Origin of the sequence: Rhizobium lentis (assembly GCF_014200175.1) — a bacterium.
Lineage (GTDB): Bacteria > Pseudomonadota > Alphaproteobacteria > Rhizobiales > Rhizobiaceae > Rhizobium > Rhizobium mulingense.
In genome coordinates this window covers 228,645-247,902 of sequence record NZ_JACHBD010000002.1, presented here as the reverse complement: position 1 = coordinate 247,902, position 19,258 = coordinate 228,645, and the positions used below count along the sequence as shown (strand labels likewise).

At 63.0% G+C, this 19,258-nt stretch carries 18 protein-coding genes; 11 read left to right on the top strand and 7 right to left on the bottom strand.

The features are described from left to right. The first annotated feature begins 10 nt into the window (after nt 1–10). On the top strand, nt 11–1,030 hold the full coding sequence (locus GGI60_RS06880) for a zinc-binding alcohol dehydrogenase family protein (protein ID WP_183914303.1): 1,020 nt from the start codon (nt 11–13) through the stop codon (nt 1,028–1,030). Between the two features lie 313 nt (nt 1,031–1,343). On the opposite strand, the gene GGI60_RS06875 is transcribed toward GGI60_RS06880, so the two are convergent. Both GGI60_RS06875 and GGI60_RS06870 read right to left on the bottom strand, forming a co-directional pair. Beyond that, the gene (locus GGI60_RS06875; protein ID WP_183914301.1) at nt 1,344–2,069 is read right to left on the bottom strand and encodes a copper homeostasis protein CutC; all 726 of its coding nucleotides are present in this window, start codon (nt 2,067–2,069) and stop codon (nt 1,344–1,346) included. Continuing rightward, on the bottom strand, nt 2,066–3,295 hold the full coding sequence (locus tag GGI60_RS06870) for a LysR family transcriptional regulator (RefSeq protein WP_183914299.1): 1,230 nt from the start codon (nt 3,293–3,295) through the stop codon (nt 2,066–2,068). Before GGI60_RS06870 ends, GGI60_RS06875 begins: the two co-directional genes overlap by 4 nt. Here GGI60_RS06870 and GGI60_RS06865 point away from each other — a divergent pair. The 6 genes from GGI60_RS06865 to GGI60_RS06840 all read left to right on the top strand — a co-directional run bounded on the left by GGI60_RS06865 (nt 3,263) and on the right by GGI60_RS06840 (nt 7,971). Further along, a complete protein-coding gene (locus GGI60_RS06865; RefSeq protein WP_246720329.1) occupies nt 3,263–3,529 on the top strand; it encodes an acetyltransferase in 267 nt (88 codons plus the stop codon). The genes GGI60_RS06870 and GGI60_RS06865 overlap by 33 nt on opposite strands. A gap of 183 nt (nt 3,530–3,712) precedes the next feature. Then, nucleotides 3,713–4,621: an ABC transporter substrate-binding protein gene (locus GGI60_RS06860; RefSeq protein ID WP_183914297.1), complete on the top strand. Its 909-nt coding sequence runs from the start codon at nt 3,713–3,715 to the stop codon at nt 4,619–4,621. 56 nt (nt 4,622–4,677) lie between these two features. Next, nucleotides 4,678–5,844, top strand: coding sequence for an ABC transporter permease (locus GGI60_RS06855; protein ID WP_106797076.1), 1,167 nt, complete (start codon nt 4,678–4,680; stop codon nt 5,842–5,844). Beyond that, on the top strand, nt 5,841–6,785 hold the full coding sequence (locus tag GGI60_RS06850; protein WP_183914295.1) for an ABC transporter ATP-binding protein: 945 nt from the start codon (nt 5,841–5,843) through the stop codon (nt 6,783–6,785). Before GGI60_RS06855 ends, GGI60_RS06850 begins: the two co-directional genes overlap by 4 nt. Continuing rightward, on the top strand, nt 6,782–7,531 hold the full coding sequence (locus GGI60_RS06845; RefSeq protein ID WP_183914293.1) for an ABC transporter permease: 750 nt from the start codon (nt 6,782–6,784) through the stop codon (nt 7,529–7,531). Before GGI60_RS06850 ends, GGI60_RS06845 begins: the two co-directional genes overlap by 4 nt. A gap of 44 nt (nt 7,532–7,575) precedes the next feature. Further along, nucleotides 7,576–7,971, top strand: a complete 396-nt coding sequence (locus GGI60_RS06840) for a VOC family protein (protein ID WP_106797073.1) — start codon at nt 7,576–7,578, stop codon at nt 7,969–7,971. Nucleotides 7,972–8,183: 212 nt separating this feature from the next. On the opposite strand, the gene GGI60_RS06835 is transcribed toward GGI60_RS06840, so the two are convergent. Further along, nucleotides 8,184–8,576, bottom strand: a complete 393-nt coding sequence (locus GGI60_RS06835; protein ID WP_096762952.1) for a PRC-barrel domain-containing protein — start codon at nt 8,574–8,576, stop codon at nt 8,184–8,186. A 252-nt stretch (nt 8,577–8,828) separates the two neighbouring features. Here GGI60_RS06835 and GGI60_RS06830 point away from each other — a divergent pair, with 252 nt between their 5' ends. From GGI60_RS06830 to otsA, 3 genes are all read left to right on the top strand, one after another. Then, nucleotides 8,829–10,529 (top strand): long-chain fatty acid--CoA ligase, encoded by a 1,701-nt coding sequence (locus GGI60_RS06830; protein WP_183914291.1) that lies wholly within the window; start codon nt 8,829–8,831, stop codon nt 10,527–10,529. 138 nt (nt 10,530–10,667) lie between these two features. Further along, nucleotides 10,668–12,293: a glucose-6-phosphate isomerase gene (gene pgi, locus GGI60_RS06825; RefSeq protein WP_183914289.1), complete on the top strand. Its 1,626-nt coding sequence runs from the start codon at nt 10,668–10,670 to the stop codon at nt 12,291–12,293. A gap of 513 nt (nt 12,294–12,806) precedes the next feature. Further along, nucleotides 12,807–14,213: an alpha,alpha-trehalose-phosphate synthase (UDP-forming) gene (gene otsA / locus GGI60_RS06820; protein ID WP_106797070.1), complete on the top strand. Its 1,407-nt coding sequence runs from the start codon at nt 12,807–12,809 to the stop codon at nt 14,211–14,213. Nucleotides 14,214–14,450: 237 nt separating this feature from the next. On the opposite strand, the gene GGI60_RS06815 is transcribed toward otsA, so the two are convergent. Both GGI60_RS06815 and GGI60_RS06810 read right to left on the bottom strand, forming a co-directional pair. Beyond that, entirely contained in the window at nt 14,451–15,377 is a 927-nt protein-coding gene (locus GGI60_RS06815) for a carbohydrate kinase family protein (protein WP_106797069.1), read from the bottom strand. Between the two features lie 63 nt (nt 15,378–15,440). Further along, a complete protein-coding gene (locus GGI60_RS06810) occupies nt 15,441–16,130 on the bottom strand; it encodes an orotate phosphoribosyltransferase (RefSeq protein ID WP_183914287.1) in 690 nt (229 codons plus the stop codon). Nucleotides 16,131–16,227: 97 nt separating this feature from the next. On the opposite strand from GGI60_RS06810, the gene GGI60_RS06805 reads away from it, so the two are divergent. Next, nucleotides 16,228–16,710, top strand: coding sequence for a DUF1772 domain-containing protein (locus tag GGI60_RS06805; RefSeq protein ID WP_183914285.1), 483 nt, complete (start codon nt 16,228–16,230; stop codon nt 16,708–16,710). Between the two features lie 147 nt (nt 16,711–16,857). Here GGI60_RS06805 and GGI60_RS06800 read toward each other — a convergent pair whose 3' ends face one another. Further along, a complete protein-coding gene (locus GGI60_RS06800; RefSeq protein WP_183914283.1) occupies nt 16,858–18,036 on the bottom strand; it encodes a GGDEF domain-containing protein in 1,179 nt (392 codons plus the stop codon). Nucleotides 18,037–18,209: 173 nt separating this feature from the next. Then, nucleotides 18,210–19,250, bottom strand: coding sequence for a dihydroorotase (gene pyrC, locus GGI60_RS06795; protein ID WP_183914281.1), 1,041 nt, complete (start codon nt 19,248–19,250; stop codon nt 18,210–18,212). Nucleotides 19,251–19,258 lie beyond the last annotated feature (8 nt).

The following is a 19,258-nucleotide window of genomic DNA, read 5'->3' as shown; positions in this document are numbered from 1 at the left end:
GAGACCTGTCATGAAAGCAGTTGTTTGCCGCGAGCCCGGCGTGCTCGAATTCGTCGAGCGGCCATCTCCCGCCGCACCGGCGCCCGGCTGGGTGCGCCTTGCCGTCAGCCATGTCGGCATCTGCGGCACGGATTATCATATCTTCGAGGGCAAGCACCCTTTCCTCGAATATCCCCGGGTGATGGGGCACGAGATCTCTGCGACGGTCATCGAGGCCGGTGAGGGCGTAACGCTTGCAGCCGGCACACCTGTTATCGTCAACCCCTATCTTTCCTGCGGCCAATGTGTCGCCTGCCGCCAGGGAAAGCCGAACTGCTGCACCAACATCAAGGTGCTCGGCGTCCATACTGACGGCGCCTTCTGCGAGGAGATCTCGGTACCCGAAGGCAATCTCTATCCCGCCAAGGGCCTCAGCCTCGAAGCGGCGGCGACGACGGAATTTCTGGCGATCGGCGCCCATGCGGTGCGCCGCTCGCTGGCCGGCGCCGGTGCGCGCGCGCTCGTCATCGGCGCCGGGCCGATCGGCCTTGGGGCGGCGATCTTCTCGCGCATCGCCGGCCATGAAGTGACCCTGCTCGATACCAGCACCGAGCGGCTGCAAATGGCGGCCGAGCGCTTCGGCTTCACATCAGGCATTGTCGCCAACGAAGGAACCGCGGGTATTGTGCGGGAAAAAACCGATGGCGACGGTTTCGATGTGGTCTTCGACGCCACAGGCTACGGTCCGTCGATGGAAAAGGCCTTCTCCTTCGTCGCCCATGGCGGCGCGCTGGTTCTCGTCAGCGTCGTCAAGGACGATATCCGCTTCGCCGACCCGGAATTCCACAAACGCGAGATGATGCTGATCGGCAGCCGCAACGCCACCCGCGCCGACTTCGAGCATGTGGCGGATTCTATCGCCAAGGGACTGGTGCCGGTCGATAAACTGATCACCCATCGCACGACGCTTGCCGATGCGCCGCGCGATCTCGCCCGCTGGGCGCATGAGAAGAGCGGGCTGATCAAGGCGGTGATCAGGGTTGAGGGTTAGGCTACCACGGGTGGACGGACGTCGAGTGCTCGGCGTGGATACTCGGGTCGAGCCCGAGTATGACGGAGGGCGGTGAAACCGATGCGGCAAGAGGCGGGACGTTCGGAGGATTTCCAGCAAAATGCGGGGCGTTTTGCGTGGAAATCGCATAAATAAAGACGGCAACTCCCTCAAAATCACCACGCCCTTGCGCTGCTTGCCGCACGCGTTCCCCCACACTCCGTCGTCCTCAGGCTTGACCCGAGGACCCATGCGGCAAGCACTGCATTGGCGTTTCAAAGCTCAAAACGCTTTCCGTCTGGAACCAAAACCGCTAACCCGCAGCCGCGATCGCCCTGCACATCTCCCTAACAACCACGACATCCGTCCTATTGCTGCTCTTCGCCTCGAAACCGAAAGCAACCGCACGTGGATCGGCGTTTTCCACCGGCGAGCTGCAGGAGCCATGCACCTCGCGGGCGCCGGTCGCCTGCAATATGGCGCCGACATTGGCCGGGCGGATGCCGCTGCCGGGCATGATGGATATGCGGCCGGCCGCCTTGGCGGAGAGGCGTGTCAGCGTTTCGAGGCCGTCCGCGGCCTTCAGCGCACGGCCGGAGGTGAGGATACGCTCGCAGCCAAGCTCGATCGCCTGCTCCAGCGCCTGATCGGCATCCGGCACCAGGTCGAATGCGCGATGCAGCGTCGATCCCAAGCCTGATGCATGCGCCTTCAGGCGGTGGATCAACGGCATGTCGAGCGTACCGTCCGGCCGGTTGGCGCCGATGACGACGCCGGCGAGGCCGGCGGCGCGCACGGCGTCGATATCGAGCAGCATCGCTTCCTCGTCGGTGCGGCCGAAGATGAAGGGGCCGGCATGCGGGCGGATCATCGCATAGACCGGAATCGGCGCCCGGGCGGCGATCCGCATCAGGCTCGGCAGCGGCGTCAGGCCGCCGAGTTCGAGCGCCGAGCAGAGCTCTATGCGGCCGGCGCCGCCTTCGACCGCGGCGGCAAGGCCCTCGGCGCTGTCGACACAGACCTCCAGCAGGATCGTCATGCGGCGCTCTCCCTGACTCCGTCGATTTTCGCGACGGCCTCCGACGTTATTCTCGCCGCCGCCGCGATGATGACGGCGCAGGCATCGGCGGCGGCTTTGCGGTGGTTGAAGGCGACGTGATAGGACATCGGCACATGCTCGTCGAGATCGACGATGCGTACCTTGTTGGCAATCGGCATGGCGCTGACGCGGCCGAGGAAAGAAACGTAGCCGTGATTGGCGACGAGATCGACGATCACAGGCAGCGAATCCGCCGCAGTGATATCGCGGCTGCGGAAACGCCGGTTGGCTGCGCGCTCGTCGCTGAAAGCCATGGCCGCGTGGCCGAGGCCGGTGCGCGGGCTCGGCATGCAGATCGCATGGGCGGCCACGAGATCGGTGACCGAGGTTTGCGTACTGTGCGGCGGCGCGATCACCACCATGTCGGTCTGCAGGAGTTCGCGATGCCGGAAGCTTTCCAGGCCGAAGACCGAATCCAGGATTGCCACATCGATGCGGCCGCTCTTCAGTGCCTCGCGCAGATCGTCGGCGGTCATCGAGACCAGCGAAATCGCATTGTTGCTGCGGCGCGCGTTCCATTCGGAGACCAGCAGGCCGAGGCAGCGCGCCACCCAGCTTTCCGATCCGGTCGGGATGATCGAGCCGATGCGCAGCGACCGGGCGCTGCGCCGGTAGCGCTCGTCGGCTGCCGATTTCAAATCATTCCAGGCTTGGCTGATCGCCATGAAAATCTGGTAGGCGCGCCTGCCCTCCTCCGTCAGGACAGAGCCCTGCGCCTGCCGCTCGAACAGCCGGTAGCCGAGGAATTTCTCAAGATTGGCAAGCTGGAGCGAAAGCTGCGGCTGACCGAGATGCAGGCGGCGGGCCGCGCGGTTGATGCTGCCCTGGTCGGCGACCTCGAGGAACCGCTCGATCGCGACGATCTTGACGGGAATGCGGGCGGCCCAGGCCTCATCGATCCCGCCGGCGCCGACTTGGCCGGCGAATCGGCAGAGTTCGCCGATCGCGACCGTGATTGGCTCCAGGCCTTCGAGCACGCCGCCGCCGGCGATCAGCGTCACCAGCTCGCCGGAGGCGCGTTCCGTCAGCTTCATCGCCAGCTCGGTTTCGGCATTGCGGATGGCCGCAGACACGGTGGAGGGCGACAACTGGAAACGGCGCGCGGTCTCGCGGACCGACGCCGAGGTCAGGACATGGCGGATTATGAACACGGCCCCGAGATGCAAAGGCTGGCTCCGGAAAGCGCTTTAAAAACCGGACGATATGATGTGTTCGCGAAAAAAGATATCCCTGCCTCGACAGAGCCGGGCTATCGTGACGGTCATAAAAATCCGGGCGGCGGTTATCCGCAGAAGAGCACCGGAACCATCGCGGAAACACGCAAGGGAACAAAAACAAATCGCGCCGACCCTGGAAAAGGGAATGCCTTTCCGCGCGCCGAGCCGCGTTCGCCGCCATAATCTCGGGCGTGAGCGCAAATACTGGAGGGGCTTGCATCGATTTTTCGAACGTGCACGCTATTTCCATGACGCACGCAATTCCGGCATGATGGCGGCCTTGTCGCCTTCGCCGGCGGATTTCCTGCGCATACGCCTCCGCCGGGGGCTTGCGCCACGTCAACGGTGTTAAAACAGGGGATATTCATGCTGAAGAAACTCGCACTTGCCGTCTCACTCTCCGCCTTCGCGGCGGGTGCGGTTCAGGCCGCAGACGTCGTGGTCTCGTCGAAAATCGACACGGAAGGCACGCTGCTCGGCAATGTCATCGCACTGGCGCTGGAAGCAAACGGCATCAAGACGCAGGACCGTATCGCGCTCGGCGCCACACCCGTGGTGCGCAAGGCGATCACCGCAGGCGAAATTGATATCTATCCCGAATATACCGGCAATGCCGGCTTCTTCTTCAACAAGGCCGACGATGCTGCCTGGAAGAACAACGACCAGGGATATGAGCTGGCGAAGAAGCTTGATTACGACGCCAACAAGATCGTCTGGTTGACGCCGTCGCCCGCCAACAACACCTGGGCGCTTGCCGTGCGCAACGACGTCGCCAGCCCGAACAAGCTGAAGACCATGTCCGATTTCGGCAAGTGGGTTGCCGGCGGCGGCGCCGCCAAGCTTGCGGCGTCTGCCGAATTCGTCAACTCGGCCGGCGCGCTTCCCGCCTTCCAGACGACCTACGGCTTCCAGCTGAAGCCCGATCAAATGGTCGTTCTCTCCGGCGGCGACACCGCGGCGACGATCAAGGCGGCGGCCGACCAGACGAACGGTGTCAACACAGCCATGGTCTACGGCACCGACGGCGCGATCGAAGCCGCGGAACTCACCGTTCTCGAGGACGACAAGGGCGTGCAGCAGGTCTATGCGCCTACCCCGATCATCCGCGAAGCGGTGCTGAAGGCCAATCCGAAGATCGAGGAAATCCTGTCGCCGATCTTCAAGAGCCTCAGCGCCGACGAGTTGCGCAAGCTCAACGCCAAGATCCAGGTCGACGGCGAACCGGCAAAGTCCGTCGCCGAGGCCTATCTCAAGGAAAATGGCTTCCTGAAGTAATCACGCCCGCTCCGCCCGCTGCGGGCGGAGCGTCCTTTCCCCATAAGGTTGGATCGATGGACGAAACCTCAGCGGTCCGCAGGCTGGACCGGCTCGGCGTGGTTCTGGTGGCCGGCGGCATTGTGGCCACAGCACTGATGCCCTTCATCTACGTCAAGGCGAACCGCATCGCCGCCGGCAAGCCGATGCTGCTGGCCCAGCTCTTTCCCCAGCCTTCCGTCTTCATCCTGACCGCCCTCCTCATTCTCACGGCCTTCGCCACGCTGTTTATCCGCAACGCCTTGGCGCGGCTTGTCATAGCGACACTCTGCCTTGCCACGCTGGTCGTTGCGATCGGTCTCGTCTCGAGCGCGGCGACGCCGCCCGGCAGCACCGTGGCGCGCATGACGCCGGGCGGCGGCTTCTGGGTGCTGTTCGCGGTGATCGGGCTCGTCATCTCCGATGCGCTGGTCAAGATAAGACTGGCGCCGTGGATGCGGGTCGCGGCACTTGCGGCCTATACGGCGCTGCTCTTCATCTCGCTCGCCTCCGGCCTGCTCGACAGCCTGTCGATCATGAAGGAATATTCGACGCGGGCGCCGCAATTCGAGACGGAAGCAATCTCGCATCTGCTGCTGGCGCTCGGCTCGCTTGCCATCGCCATCATTCTCGGCCTGCCGCTCGGGATCCTCTGCTTCTGGGTGCCACGGCTGCGCGCCATCGTGCTGCAGGGCTTGAGCCTCATCCAGACGATCCCAAGCCTTGCGCTTTTCGGCCTGCTGATGCTGCCGCTCGGCTATCTCGCCACGCATGTGCCGCTGGCCGCTGCTGCCGGCATTCGCGGCATCGGCACGGCGCCGGCGCTGATCGCGCTAGTGCTCTATTCGCTGCTGCCGATCGTCGCCAACACCGTCGTCGGCCTGCAGGGCGTCGATCCCTCGGTGCGGGACGCCGCAGCCGGCATGGGGCTGACGCGCCGGCAGATCCTTGTTGGTATCGACATGCCGCTTGCCTTTCCGGTGATCCTCACCGGCATCCGCATCGTGCTGGTGCAGGCGATCGGCATGGTGACGATCGCCGCTTTGATCGGCGGCGGCGGCTTCGGCATCTTCATCTTCCAGGGGCTCGGCCAGACCGCCATGGATCTCGTCCTGCTCGGCGCCGTGCCGACCGTCTTCTTCGCTTTCTCATCGGCCGTCATCCTCGATGCGGTCATCGACAGCATCCGGGGGCCTGCCGCATGAGCATGATCGAGGTCCGCAACGTCACCAAGCGCTATGGCGCCGCCACCGTCGTCGACAATGTCTCGATAGAGGTCGAGAAGGGTTCGATCACCGTCGTCGTCGGCACCTCCGGCTCCGGCAAATCGACGCTGATGCGGATGATCAACCGGCTGGTGCCTATCACCGAAGGCGAGATCTTCGTCGGCGGCCAGAATGTCATGGACGTCGAGGTGACCGAACTTCGCCGCCGGATCGGCTATGCCATCCAGGGGCACGGCCTGTTTCCGCACCGCACCGTGGCGCAGAATATCGCCACCGTGCCGCAGCTGCTCGAATGGGATTCGACGCGAATCGCAGCGCGCGTCGAGGAACTGCTTGGGCTGTTCAACCTCGATCCGGCGACTTTCGCCGACAAATATCCGCACCAGCTGTCCGGCGGCCAGCAGCAGCGCGTCGGGGTCGCCCGGGCGCTGGCGGCCGAACCGGAGCTGCTGTTGATGGACGAACCCTTCGGCGCCCTCGATCCGGTCATCCGCGGCAAGGCGCAGGACGACCTCCTGGCGATCCAGAAGCAGTTCGGCACCACCATCATCCTCGTCACCCACGACATGGACGAGGCCTTCCATCTCGGCAATCAGATCGCGGTGATGAGCCAGGGCCGCTTGCTGCAATGCTCGACGCCCGAAAAGATCCTCACCGATCCGGCCGATCCCTTCGTCCAGCAACTGACCGGCACCTCCGACCGGGCACTAAAGCTGATGTCGCTGCTGCCGCTGAAGGAGAGCATGGAGCCGACCAAAGGCGGGCTTGCCTATGCCCTGCCGCAGTCGTTGAGCCTCCGCGACGCGCTCGCCGAAATGATCTGGCAGGGGGTCGATGAAGCGGCGGTGCAGGATGGCGACAAGGCCGCTGTCGGATCGATCTCGATGAGCCGGCTGCTCCAACTGGGCCGCAAGGCATGAAACTCGTCGTCGCCAATCTCTTCCGCCTGGCGGCGCTCGCCCTCCTGCTGATCTTGCTGTTCAGGACGGAGTGGCTTTCCTTTCTGCTGACGCCGCTGACCAGCAACAATGCGCCCGCCGTCTATACGCAGAACAGCCTTGTCTCGCTTGCGCTCGGGCATCTGCAGCTGGTTATCGGATCGATCGCCTGCAGCGCCGTGCTCGCCGTTCTCGGCGGCATCTTCGTCACCCGCGACAGCGGGGCCGATTTTCTGCCGCTGTCGCGCGCCATCGCCAATGCCGGGCAGACCTTTCCGCCGGTCGCTGTGCTGGCGCTGGCCGTTCCCGCCACCGGCTTCGGCGCCATGCCAACGCTGATCGCGCTGTTTCTTTATGGCCTCTTGCCGATCTTCGAAAACACCGTCGCCGGTCTCAAGCAGGTGTCGCCGCAGGTGCTCGATGCCGCCGACGGTATGGGCATGAGCGCCACGCAGCGGCTGTTGCGCGTCGAGTTGCCGCTTGCCCTGCCGCTGATTCTCGAGGGGCTGAAGGTCGCGACCGTGATCAATATCGGCACAGCGACGATCGGCTCGACGGTGGCGGCAAAGGGTCTCGGCGAGGTGATCATCGCCGGGCTGATCTCGGACAATACCGCCTTCATCCTGCAGGGCGGGCTGATCGTCGGCCTGATGGCGGTGCTGATTTATGACGCCATGGGTCTCGTCGAAGCGGCGATCACGCGAAGAATCGGCTTGCGCGCGGCGTAAGGGGACCGCTACCACAGGCGTGACCGAAAGAATGGGAGGCAGAATTGGCGAAGATGATCCACTCCATGATCCGCGTTCTCGACGAGGCGCGTTCGGTCGACTTCTATCGCAAGGCTTTTGGCCTTTCGGTCGCCGATCGCGTCGATTTCGAAACCTTCACGCTGATTTATCTGAGCAATGCCGAGACCGGCTTCGAACTGGAGCTGACGGTCAACAAGGGTCGGACCGACCCCTACGCTCTTGGCAATGCCTATGGCCATCTCGCCGTCTCGGTTGACGAGGTTGCGGTGGAACGCGAACGCATGCTGAAACTCGGGCTGAAACCGGGCGAGCTGGTCGAGCTCAATCGCGACGGCAGGCTCTTCGGCCTGTTCTTTTTCGTCAGCGATCCCGACGGCTACAAGATCGAAGTGCTGCAGCGCCACGGGCGGTTTCTCTAGCCAGGAAATAACATGATTGCGGCTACGATCGGCCAATGATCTTGTCGCGGGTTGGTGATTGAGGCGGCCGCAGCCTTCTCCCTCTCCTCCTCTCGGGGAGAAGAGGGATGCCGCGACCTTCCGGTTCCTCGCCACCCTATAAGATACGTCCAGCACACACCAAAAGGCCCCGCGTCGCACGGGGCCCTTCCAGTTCGGCCTATCGGACGGGATTACATCCAGTAAGGCGGCACGCCATAGTAGTCATAGACCCGGCGGCCATTATCGTTGTACCAGGTGTCGTCATCGTCCGAATAGCTCGGGGCGCCTTCGATCTGCTCCTTGGTCAGGTCGATGCGATAGCCGTCCAGCTGGGTGTCGTAGTTCAGCTTTTCCCAAGGGAGCGGATAGTGATCGTCACCGATACCCAGGAAGCCGCCGAAGCTCAGCACCGCATAGGCAACGCGGCCATCGAGCTTGCCGATGATCAGGCGTTCGATCGAGCCGATATGCCTGCCGTCCGGGCCATAGACGCGGGTGCCTTCGACGCGGTCGCTGGCGATCAGCGATGGCGTATCCTTCACATTCGGGTCGCGGCGGGTGGCGTCGGTTTCCTCGTTCAACATTGTGCACCTCCTTTGGTGTTTCCTCATGGTGAGTATGCAGAATCAACGTCACGACCGACTCAAAGTTCCCGATCGAGCCATCCGCAAATGTTGACGTTTACGTCAAAGTTAGTGTAGCGTCATTCAGCTTGAACCGTTCAGGCGATGGCATAAGCTGCCGGACAGGAAGATGGAGGATGCTTCCGGTCAATTGCGGGCCAGCCGACAGCGGCTCGGCACCGGCGCGGCGGCCGCAAGGGAGAGAGAGACACGATGACCAGCATTTCCGTCCATCCGAACGGAGCAAAAGCCGACAAGCCCTGGCTTGCCACCTATCCCGATATGGTTCCGGCCGAACTCCCGCCGCTGGAACATGCCTCGCTTGCCGAACTCTTGGAAAAATCCTGCGCCCGTTACGCCGATCGCACGGTTTTTTCCAGCATGGGCAAGGCGATGAGCTACCGCGAGCTGGACGACCAGACGCGCAAGGTCGCCGCCTGGCTGCAGAGCATCGGCCTCGACAAGGGCGACCGCGTCGCCGTGATGATGCCGAACGTCTTGCAGAACCCGGTCGCGACCTACGCCATCCTCAAAGCCGGCTTCGTCGTCGTCAACGTCAACCCGCTCTATACGCCGCGCGAACTCGAACACCAGCTGCGCGATTCCGGGGCCAAGGCGATCTTCGTCCTGGAGAATTTCGCCCGCACGGTCGAGCAGGTCCTGAACAAGACCGATCTGCGCCACGTCGTCGTCACCTCGCTTGGGGAGATGCTTGGCCCAAAAGGGCTGATCGTCAATTTCGTCGTGCGCAAGGTGAAGAAGCTCGTTCCCTCCTGGTCGATCCCGCAGCACAAGAGCTTCAGCCAGGTGCTGCGCGAAGGCGCGAAAAAGAGCCTTCAGCCGGTGGCGCTTACCGGCGGCGACGTCGCCTTCCTGCAATATACCGGCGGCACAACAGGCGTTGCCAAGGGCGCGGTGCTGACCCATCAGAACCTGCTCGCCAACAAGCTGCAGCTATCGCTCTGGCTGCGATCGGCCTTCGAGCGCAAGAAACAGCCCGAAGTGCTGAATTTCCTCTGCGCGCTGCCGCTCTACCACATCTTCGCGCTGACGGTGAATTCGCTGATGGGCATATCGCTCGGCGCCCACAATATCCTGATCGCCAATCCGCGCGACATTCCCGGGCTCGTCAAGGAATTCGGAAAGTCTGATGTGCATATCTTTCCCGGCCTCAACACGCTGTTCAACGCGCTGATGAACAATGCCGATTTCGCAAAGCTCGACTTCTCCCCGCTGATCATGTCGCTTGGCGGCGGCATGGCCGTGCAGCGCCCAGTCGCCGAACGCTGGTTGAAGATGACCGGCACGCCGGTAACGGAGGGCTACGGGCTTTCCGAGACGTCGCCTGTCGCCACGGCAAACCGCTTCGATTCGGCCAAGTTCACTGGCTCGATCGGTCTGCCGATGCCCTCCACCGACCTCGATATCCGCGACGAGGAGGGCAATTCGCTGCCGCTCGGCGAAATCGGCGAGATCTGCATCCGCGGGCCGCAGGTGATGGCCGGTTATTGGCAGAAACCGGAGGAAACGGCGCGGGTGATGACGGCCGATGGCTATTTCCGCTCCGGCGACATGGGGTTCATGGACGAACGCGGCTATACCAAGATCGTCGACCGCAAGAAGGACATGATCCTGGTTTCGGGCTTCAACGTCTATCCGAACGAGATCGAGGAGGTCGCCGCCATGCATGCCGGCATTCTCGAAGCCGCGGCGGTCGGCGTGCCTGACGGGCATTCGGGCGAAGCGGTCAAACTCTTCGTCGTCAGGAAGGATCCGAACCTGACGGAGGCGGAGGTGAAGGCCCATTGCACCGCCAATCTCACCAACTACAAGCGCCCGCGCTTCATTGAATTCCGCACCGAGCTGCCGAAGTCGCCGGTCGGCAAGATCCTGCGCAAGGACCTGCGCAGCTGAATTTGACAAGCTCATGAAATTTAAGGCCATCCGCTTGTCGCGGGTGGCTTTTTTGTATCCGGAGCGATGGCTGAACTTGATTTGCGGGCGATAAAGCGAATAGTTTCCGCAACCTTTCCGCCTCCAAAGGAGCCTCCCATGAACGCCATCGTCGAACAGCTGAAAAGCACGGCCGCCACCACCAAGGCGACCGATCTCCGGGCGGCCTTCGCCGCCGACGCGCAGCGCTTTTCCCGCTTCTCCGTCGCACTCGACGATCTGCTGATGGACTTTTCAAAGACGGCGGTGAATGACGAGATCCTGAAGCTGCTGGTCAAGCTCGCCGAAGAAGGCGGCGTCGAGAAGAAGCGCGATGAGATGTTCTCCGGCAAGGCGATCAACTTCACCGAGGAGCGCGCCGTCCTGCACACGGCCTTGCGCAACCGTTCGAACACGCCGGTCCTGGTCGACGGCAAGGACGTCATGCCCGATGTCAACGCGGTGCTCGCCGCCATGGGCAAGTTCGCCGACGAGATCCGCTCCGGCTCACTGAAGGGCGCGACCGGCAAGGCGATCACCGACGTCGTCAATATCGGCATCGGCGGTTCCGATCTCGGCCCCGTCATGGCGACGCTGGCGCTTGCCCCCTTCCATGACGGCCCGCGCTCCCATTTCGTCTCCAATATCGACGGCGCCCATATTGCCGATATCCTGAAGCTGGTTCAGCCGGAAACGACGCTGTTCATCGTCGCCTCGAAGACCTTCACCACCGTTGAGACGATGACCAATGCGCAGACGGCGCGCAATTTCATCGCCAAGTCGCTCGGCGAAGCCGCCGTCCAGCATCACTTCGCCGCCGTCTCGACGGCGCTCGACAAGGTTGCCGCCTTCGGCATCGACAGCGCCCGCGTCTTCGGCTTCTGGGACTGGGTCGGCGGCCGCTACTCGATCTGGTCGGCCATCGGCCTGCCGCTGATGATCGCGATCGGCCCTGAGAATTTCGGCAAGTTCCTCGACGGCGCCCATGCGATCGACAATCATTTCCGTCAGGCGCCGACTGCCGAAAATCTGCCGATGCTGCTCGGCCTGATCGGCTTCTACCACCGCAATGTGCTGGGTTATCCCACCCGCGCCATCCTGCCCTACGACCAGCGCCTGTCGCGCTTCCCGGCCTATCTGCAGCAGCTCGACATGGAATCGAACGGCAAGGGCGTCACCGTCGACGGCACGCCGGTCGAGGGCAATTCCGGCCCGGTCGTCTGGGGCGAACCCGGCACCAACGGCCAGCACGCCTTCTATCAGCTCATCCATCAAGGCACGAGCATCATCCCGGCCGAGTTCATGATCGCCGCCAATGCCTTCGAGCCGGAGCTCCGCCACCAGCACCAGCTGCTGATCTCCAACGTTCTCGCCCAGTCGGAAGCGTTGATGAAGGGCCGCACCTTCGCTGAAGCCAAGAAGCAGCTGACCGACAAGGGCATGGACGACAAGAAGGCCGATTTCATCGCTCCGCACCGCGTCTTCCAGGGCAACCGGCCGTCGATCACCTTCGTCTACGACAAGCTGACCCCTTACGCGCTCGGCCGGCTGATAGCGCTTTACGAACATCGCGTCTTCGTCGAGGGCGTGCTCTTCCGCATCAACTCCTTCGACCAGTGGGGCGTCGAGCTCGGCAAGGAACTGGCGACTGGCCTGCTGCCTGTTGTCGAGGGCAAGGAGAGCGCGGCAGGCCATGATTCCTCGACGCAAGGCCTGGTCGCAGCGCTGGCGAAACTCGCAAAATAGCGATCGAGGGCGGCGCGCCGCCGCCCCTTAGCTCTTGAGGCAGGGCGACTGTCCCTGCCCGATCTTCCGGCGGCCTGCCTGTGTCGATAGAGGGCGCTCCGGCAGGCTGCGACCGGCGCGCCCATTAACCGGCCGACGCCCCTCGGCGCCAAACATCATCATTGCCGAAACGAACTTCAACTTGCCGGGTGCGTCCCTGCCGCGCCACGGGCTCGTCGTGCGGAACCGGATGAAACGTTCTTCTAATGCAAAATTGTAGAAAGAATTCTTCCATTCCGGCGGAATCGCCCTAGATTCAAGCAAATTCTGTGCAATGGGTATTTCCGACGACATGGCCTATCAAGCCCGGAACGACGCTCCGTTCCATTGTTCCCGCCCTGTACGGCGGCCCCTCGTCTGGATGGCTCGTTCGATGTCTGGGCCTGCCCTGCATCGCCCCCGTCACATTCAGGCGGTTCTCCAGGACGCTCGTCACATCGCGTTTTCATGTTCTATCTCAACTGAAGGAAGCTTATGAGCCGTCTTATCGTCGTTTCCAATCGTGTTCCCGTGCCGAGCAAGGATGGCGGCGCTGCTGCCGGCGGCCTGGCCGTCGCGCTGCAGGCAGCCCTGCTGGAGCGTGGCGGCATCTGGATGGGGTGGTCGGGAGAGTCGAGCGGCGACAGGGAACCGGGCGCGCTGTCGCTGCAGCAGAAGGGCAACATCACCTTTGCCCTGACCGACCTCACCGACACCGACGTCGAGGAATATTATCGCGGCTTTGCAAACCGCGTTCTCTGGCCGATCTGCCACTACCGCCTGGATCTTGCCGAATATGGCCGGAAGGAAATGGCCGGTTATTTCCGCGTCAACCGCTTCTTCGCGCACCGGCTGGCGCCGTTGATCGAGCCGGACGACATTATTTGGGTTCATGATTACCACCTCATTCCGCTGGCCGCCGAATTGCGCCAGATGGGATTGAAGAACCGGATCGGCTTCTTCCTGCACATTCCCTGGCCGCCGGCCGACATACTCGTCACCATGCCGGTCCACGAAGAGATCATGCGTGGGCTCTCGCATTACGATCTCGTCGGCTTCCAGACGGACTATGATCTCCAGAATTTCGCCGGTTATCTGAGAAGAGAGGGCATTGGCGACGACCTCGGCAACGGGTTGTTCGATTCGCATGGACGGATCTTCAAGGCCGGCGCCTATCCGATCGGCATCGAGACCGCGGCCTTCGCCGAATTCGCCGAGAAGGCGGCAAACAACGTGATGGTCCAGAAGACCCGACGCAGCATCGAAGGACGGGAGATGATCATCGGGGTCGATCGGCTCGATTATTCGAAGGGAATCATTCAGCGGCTGGAAGCCTTCGAGCGCTTCATCAGCAACAATCCGGCCTACCAGAACAAGGTGACCTTTCTGCAGGTCACGCCGAAATCCCGATCGGAAGTTCCCGAATACGAGCATATGCAGAAGATGGTCGCCGAACAGGCCGGCCGCGTCAACGGCGCCGTCGGAACGGTCGACTGGGTACCGATCCGCTATGTCAACCGATCGATCAGCCGCAACGTGCTCGCCGGGCTTTTCCGGCTGGCGACGATCGGGCTGGTCACCCCGTTGCGCGACGGCATGAATCTCGTCGCCAAGGAATATGTCGCCGCCCAGGATCCGGATCGCCCCGGTGTCTTGGTGCTGTCACGCTTTGCCGGCGCCGCACGGGAGCTGAAGGGGGCGCTGTTGGTCAATCCCTACGATGTCGAAGGCACCGCCAATGCGATTGCCCGCGGGCTCGCAATGTCACTTGAGGAGCGCCGCGACCGCTGGAGCAGGATGATGGAACATCTGCTCTCGCACGACGTCTCGCTGTGGTGCAAAGATTTCCTGCGGGACCTGGTGGCTGTTCCGAGCTCCGACCGGAGCGGGGCGCAGGGATAGTCTTCTGATCGACTCCCGCCACCGCTTGAAAGTCACCTCACAAATTGCCCCTCACCCTAACCCTCTCCCCGCTTGCGAGGTGAGGGGACGTGCCGCACGAGATGTAGGCGAGGAACAGACAGGTCGCGGCTATCCTCCTTCGCCCCGTTTGCGGGGGTCCGAAGGATGGGTGGAGACCCGTGGCTCGACTCCGGTCAATGGCGGCAGCCGGATGAGGGGCCGACGCCGGCTCAAGCCTTAAAGCCCGATCTCATGCGCCCAGGGCGGGTTGGCGCCGGCGCGGGAGACCGTGACGGCGGCGGCTTTGGCGCCGAGCGTCAGGGCGTTGCGCACCGCCTGTTCGTCGAGCGAAGCGACCTGTGCCTTGGTCAGCAGGCCATCCCTCTTCAGCGACGCGAGCACGCCGGCGTCGAAGGTATCGCCGGCGCCGACCGTGTCGACGACGGCAACGCGCTCGCTCGGCACCGTCACCTTTCGGTCCCTGGTATAGCCGGAAGCGCCTTCGGCGCCCTTCGTGATGACGACGAGCTTGGCGCCTTGGGCGAGCCAGTGGGCGGCGAGTGTATCGTGGTCGCCCGAAAGACCGAACCAGTCGAGGTCCTCGTCGGAGAATTTGACGATGTCGGATTTGGCCGCCATGCGCTTGATGCGGGCCATATGCGCCGGCTTGTCCTTGATGAAGCCGGGGCGGATGTTGGGATCGAGCGAGATGACGCGCTTTTCGGCTTCACGGTCGAGCAGCGCCTCGTAGGTTTCACCGCAGGGGCTCGGGATCAGGCTGATCGCACCGAAATGCAGCGCTTCGCAATCATCGCCGAGGACGGGCAGGTCGGCCTCGGTGATCATCCGGCCGGCCGTACCCTCGTCGTAGAAGGCATAGGTCGCCTGGCCGTTGACGAGCTTGACGAAGGCGATGGTCGAGGGGCGCGGGGTGATGGCGCAGGGGCTGTAATCGACATTGGCGGCCTTCAGCGTCGCAAGCAGGATTTCGCCCATCATGTCGTCGGCAATGCCGGTGAAGAAGGCGGTCGGGATGCCGAGGCGGCCGAGCGCGATTGCGGTGTTGAAAATCGCGCCGCCGGCATAGGGGGCAAAGCCCTTTTCGCCAAGGGTCGTGTCCCTCGGCAGCATGTCGATCAAGGCTTCGCCGCAGCACAAAATCATCGGATTCCTCCCAAAAGGACTTACGCGTTCTTCAATCGAATTAAGCGAGCTTTTGTCAAAAGGCTAGAGCGAAAGCTCACTGACTCCACCATTCCTTCCCGACCAGGCGAGCGGCGCATCGAGGAAGGCCTCGACTTCTCCGAGCGTCTTGCCATCGAACAGCTGCTGCGCCTTGGCGACGGCCAGGACATTGCGCCAGGTGGCGATATGATGCAGCTTCACCTTGCCCTCGGTAAAGCGCTGTTGGCCGAAAATGTCATAGAAGAACAGCGCGATGCCGTGATCAACGACGCCGCCGGCGGCGCGGACCGCGTCGATGAACTTGAACATGCTGCCGCCGGCCGTCGTCAGGTCTTCGATGACGAGCACGCGCGAGCCTTCCACCATATTGCCTTCGATCTGGGCATTGCGGCCATGGCCCTTCGGCTGTTTGCGGACATAGATCATCGGCAGGCCGAGGCGGTCGGCGAGCAGGGCGGCGAACGGGATGCCGGCGGTCTCGCCGCCGGCGATGCAGTCGAACTGCTCGAAACCGGCGTCGCGCAGGAGCGTGCTGGCCGCGAAATCCATCACCGTCGAACGGATGCGCGGGTAGGAGAGCAGCTTGCGGCAATCGATATAGACCGGGCTCGCCATGCCGGAGGAGAGCTTGTAAGGCTGAGCGGCATTGAAATGCACCGCCTTGATCTCCCAGAGCATCTTGGCCACCAGTTCGGCCATCAGGGCGCGGTCGGGAAATGTGGTCTGGATCATGCGGCTCTCCTTCGGCTTTGCGTCTCCGGCAATAGCAGTAAGAGCCCTCGGTTTCCAGACGCAAGGCGCGCATGACTGCAACAGAAGGAACTTCGGCATGCAGATCATCCTCGTCCTTTCCCTGACGGCCGCCGCAATCGGCAGCGGCCTCATCGCCGGCATCTTCTTCGCCTTTTCGGCATTCATCATGACGGCCTTTGCGCGCCTGCCGGCGGAACAGGGCATCGCCGCGATGAACTCGATCAACATCACGATCATCCGCTCGCCGTTCATGGCGCTGTTCGCGCCGACGGCGATCCTCTGCCTCGTCATATCAGTGCTGGCGGTGATCAACTGGCGCGGCGGAGCATCCATGTTGATGCTGGCCGGCGCCGCCCTCTATCTCCTGGCTTCTTTCGTCTCGACCATCATCTTCAATGTGCCGATGAACGATGCGCTGGAGAAGGTGAGCGGCAGCGGGCCGCAAGCGGCCAAGCTCTGGGCGACCTATCTTAGGGACTGGACGTGGTGGAACCATGTGCGGACGCTTGCATCGCTTCTCACCTCGATCACCTTTGTGCGGGCGCTGATGCTGGTTTGAGAGGCAAGCGCCGATATCCGAGAGAGCCCGATCACCTGGGACCTTGCCGTTGTGCTGTGACGCGACCAGACGCCAGTCGCCGAGCGTGTCTGCGCATGGTCTGCGCCGGATAGATTGAGGAAACTCGGCCGCCGGCTGAGTCCGGGATCAAGACGCCGTGCGAGATGCCTCGAGGGGCACCGCCTGCAGGTGGCCGGCCAGCTCGACGCGATTGCGGCCGCCGCGTTTAGCGGCGTAAAGCGCCTTGTCGGCGGCGCTCAGCATGGCATCGAAATCGAGCGGCGTCGAGCGGCCGGGCGCCACCCCGACGCTGACCGTGCATTTCAGCACTTCGCCGTCGATCGGAATTTCGCGCGCCTCGAAGGCCCGGCGGATTCGCTCAGCCGTCAGTTCAGCCCGGCCGGGCATGATCTCCTTCAGCACCAGCGCAAATTCTTCGCCCCCGAGCCGGGCGGCGGTGTCGCCGGGGCGGCAATGGGCGGTCAGTTCGTCGGCGAAGACAGTGATCACGCGGTCGCCGGCGGCATGACCGTAACGGTCGTTGACGGATTTGAAATGGTCGATATCGAAGACGATGACGGCGGTGGTCGTTCCCATCGGGCGCGTGCCGTATTCGTCGAAGACGGCGCGTCGGTTGAGCAGCCCGGTCAGCGGATCAGTGATCGCCTCCAGACGATGGCGGGCGGCAAGCCGCCATTGATGCAGCGCCAGCGACAGCGCGCCGATCCCCGTCATGCCGGCGATGCAAATGGCGAGGCTCAGATCCTCGGCCCAGTTGCTAGGCGCCTTGCCGAGCACCAGCTTGCCGTCGGAAACGAGAACCGCGGCGCAGAGCAGGAAGGAGATCGCCGTCAGCGTATAGAGCGCGGCAATACCGAGGAGCGGCGCCGGCGCTTCGGCGCGAGCAAGCCAATATTGCCGGGCGGTGGCGAAGAGCAACAGGGCGATGGCGAGATTGTCGGCAATGAAGGCGAGGCCGTCATAGCCTGACAGCATCGGCAGGATCGAGGCGGCAATCGCCGCCAGAGCCCGGATCGCGATGGCGGCATTCGACACATGGCCAGTGAGGAACTGTTTCCCCGCGCCCCATATCGTGGCAAAGCCGGCATGGAACAGCACGAAGCTGCCAATAGCGAAGAGAGCTTCCGGTCGGTTGACGTAGGCGCTGTAGACAAAAATCCCGCTGACGACGAGGACGAGGCCGATGGTGGCGGTGAGCAGCACGGTTTCGGCCCGGCGCACCAGCCAGCTGCCCATCAAGGTCACGGCAAGACAGGCCGCGGAGACGCCGAGCGCCAGCAAGAGGGAGTTGTAGTCAAGCGTCATGCTTCTTCAGTCTCCGCAGCGGTTGTCGCGCCAGATGATCGGCAGACTGGGGTTCCGCGCGGAGAATGTCTTATGCATCCGTTAACAAATGATGCATCGCACAATGAAAATGTTATGCGCCTAACGCCGGGGCGCTATTTAAAATGAATATTCTATTTAAAATTGAAAATGCCTCACACCACGACCTGCCAATACAAGGGGAACATCGGATCGAAAACCGTCACCGGACCGGCGCCAGTTTCTATCCTTGCGGGAAAAACGATCGGATCGCTCTGCTTCGACAGGGTGATCCGCTCCTCGTTCGGCGACAGGCCGTACCAGGCCGGCCCATTCAGCGAAGCGAAGGCTTCCAACCTGTCGAGAGCGCCCTCCTCTTCGAAGACATGGGCGAGGCAGTTCATTGTATTGATCGAGGTATAGATGCCGGCGCAGCCGCAGGCGCATTCCTTCAGGGGATCGACATGCGGGGCGGAATCGGTGCCGAGGAAGAAGCGGGCGTCGCCGCTGACGGCGGCGGCGCGCAGCGCCAGCCGATGGTTTTCGCGCTTGGCGACCGGCAGGCAGTAATAATGCGGGCGGATGCCACCGACGAGGATGGCGTTGCGATTGATGATCAGATGGTGGGTGGTGATCGAGCCGGCGAGATTGCCCTTGGCGGCCTTGATGTAATCGATTCCATCCGATGTCGTCACATGCTCCATCGTCACCTTCAGTTCCGGCAGGCGCCGACGCAGCGGATCGAGCACGGTATCGATGAAGACGGCCTCGCGGTCGAAAATATCGACGTCAGGTGTCGTCACCTCGCCGTGGACGCAAAGCGGCAGGCCGATCTTCGCCATGCGCTCCAGCACCGGCATCGCCTTTTCCATGTCGCGCACGCCACCATGCGAATTGGTGGTGGCGCCGGCCGGATAGAGCTTGACGGCGGTGATGAGGCCGCTTTCCGCCCCCGCCTCGACATCGTCAGCGCTGGTATGTTCAGTGAGATAAAGCGTCATCAGCGGCTGGAAGCGGTGGCCGGCCGGCAAGGCTTTCAGAATGCGCTCGCGATAGGTCGCCGCATCTGATGTGGTGACAACAGGCGGCACCAGATTGGGCATGATGATGGCGCGGGCGAAGGTGCGGCTCGTATCGGCGATCACGCCTTCCAGCATGGCGCCGTCGCGCAGATGCAGGTGCCAGTCGTCGGGACGGCGGATGGTGATCGATTGCATGGCAGGCC

Excerpts from the sequence above, each read along its gene's own strand:
- GGI60_RS06880 (WP_183914303.1), top strand. The coding sequence starts at position 11 with ATGAAAGCAGTTGTTTGCCGCGAGCCCGGCGTGCTCGAATTCGTCGAG.
- GGI60_RS06875 (WP_183914301.1), bottom strand. The coding sequence starts at position 2,069 with ATGACGATCCTGCTGGAGGTCTGTGTCGACAGCGCCGAGGGCCTTGCC.
- GGI60_RS06865 (WP_246720329.1), top strand. The coding sequence starts at position 3,263 with ATGGCGGATTATGAACACGGCCCCGAGATGCAAAGGCTGGCTCCGGAA.
- GGI60_RS06860 (WP_183914297.1), top strand. The coding sequence starts at position 3,713 with ATGCTGAAGAAACTCGCACTTGCCGTCTCACTCTCCGCCTTCGCGGCG.
- GGI60_RS06855 (WP_106797076.1), top strand. The coding sequence starts at position 4,678 with ATGGACGAAACCTCAGCGGTCCGCAGGCTGGACCGGCTCGGCGTGGTT.
- GGI60_RS06850 (WP_183914295.1), top strand. The coding sequence starts at position 5,841 with ATGAGCATGATCGAGGTCCGCAACGTCACCAAGCGCTATGGCGCCGCC.
- GGI60_RS06845 (WP_183914293.1), top strand. The coding sequence starts at position 6,782 with ATGAAACTCGTCGTCGCCAATCTCTTCCGCCTGGCGGCGCTCGCCCTC.
- GGI60_RS06835 (WP_096762952.1), bottom strand. The coding sequence starts at position 8,576 with ATGTTGAACGAGGAAACCGACGCCACCCGCCGCGACCCGAATGTGAAG.
- GGI60_RS06830 (WP_183914291.1), top strand. The coding sequence starts at position 8,829 with ATGACCAGCATTTCCGTCCATCCGAACGGAGCAAAAGCCGACAAGCCC.
- pgi (WP_183914289.1), top strand. The coding sequence starts at position 10,668 with ATGAACGCCATCGTCGAACAGCTGAAAAGCACGGCCGCCACCACCAAG.
- otsA (WP_106797070.1), top strand. The coding sequence starts at position 12,807 with ATGAGCCGTCTTATCGTCGTTTCCAATCGTGTTCCCGTGCCGAGCAAG.
- GGI60_RS06815 (WP_106797069.1), bottom strand. The coding sequence starts at position 15,377 with ATGATTTTGTGCTGCGGCGAAGCCTTGATCGACATGCTGCCGAGGGAC.
- GGI60_RS06810 (WP_183914287.1), bottom strand. The coding sequence starts at position 16,130 with ATGATCCAGACCACATTTCCCGACCGCGCCCTGATGGCCGAACTGGTG.
- GGI60_RS06805 (WP_183914285.1), top strand. The coding sequence starts at position 16,228 with ATGCAGATCATCCTCGTCCTTTCCCTGACGGCCGCCGCAATCGGCAGC.
- GGI60_RS06800 (WP_183914283.1), bottom strand. The coding sequence starts at position 18,036 with ATGACGCTTGACTACAACTCCCTCTTGCTGGCGCTCGGCGTCTCCGCG.
- pyrC (WP_183914281.1), bottom strand. The coding sequence starts at position 19,250 with ATGCAATCGATCACCATCCGCCGTCCCGACGACTGGCACCTGCATCTG.